The organism is Wolbachia endosymbiont of Glossina morsitans morsitans (assembly GCF_000689175.1).
Lineage (GTDB): Bacteria > Pseudomonadota > Alphaproteobacteria > Rickettsiales > Anaplasmataceae > Wolbachia > Wolbachia pipientis.
Window position 1 is genome coordinate 1 of record NZ_AWUH01000158.1, and the last position, 1,016, is coordinate 1,016.

Sequence of the window (1,016 nt, forward strand, 5' to 3'; positions counted from 1 at the left end):
TTTCCCAGAGCCTTGAACACCTGCGTAGTCGTTCACGTGACATGGTAAGAAAGAACTCCTATGCGGCAAACATAATCGATACGATAGTGAGTAATTGCGTTGGGACAGGAATAAAGCCGCAGTCAAAAGCCAAGGATGGAGAGTTTCGGAAAAAAGTCCAAGAGTTATGGCTGAGATGGACAGATGAAGCAGACAGTAGCGGAGCAAGTGATTTTTTATGGATTACAAGCTCTAGTATGCAGAAGTATGATTGAAGGAGGAGAATGTTTTGTAAGACTCCGAACAAGAAAACGAGAAGATGGTCTTTGTGTGCCATTGCAATTACAAGTACTTGAATCAGAGCATTTAGATAACAAAAGCAATCAAACGCTTAGCAATGGCGATGTAATAAGAAACGGCATTGAGTTCAATAGACTTGGGCAGAGGGAAGCATATTACCTATTTAGAGAACATCCAGGTGAAGGCTCGTTTGGCGAATCAGTAAGAGTGCCAGCAAACGATGTTTTACATATCTATAGACCACTAAGACCTGGGCAGATTCGAGGAGTATCATGGTTGTCCAGTGTACTGTTAAAGCTCTATGAACTTGATCAATATGACGGTGCAGAATTAGTACGAAAAAAGACTGCTGCAATGTTTGCTGGGTTTATTACCAGACTCGATCCAGAAGCAAATATTTTAGGAGAAGGTGAAGCAAATGAGCATGGAGTAGCACTATCAGGTTTAGAGCCAGGAACTATGCAACTGCTTGATCCAGGTGAGGACATAAAATTTTCAGAACCATCAGATGTTGGAGAAAGTTATGGAGCATTCATGAAACAGCAGCTTAGGGCAATAGCAGTAGGCATGGGAATAACTTACGAGCAGCTAACAGGAGATCTAAGTGGTGTCAATTATTCATCAATAAGAGCTGGGTTAATAGAGTTTCGTAGGAGGTGCGCGATGTTACAGCATAACGTGGTAGTATTTCAGCTTTGCCGGCCAGTATGGGATAGGTGGCTAGAATTAGCACTACT

General features: G+C 42.2%; 1 pseudogene. It reads left to right on the plus strand.

What is annotated here, in order from left to right:
* A pseudogene (locus WGMM_RS04020) lies at window positions 1-1,016 on the plus strand (phage portal protein); the annotation flags it as partial.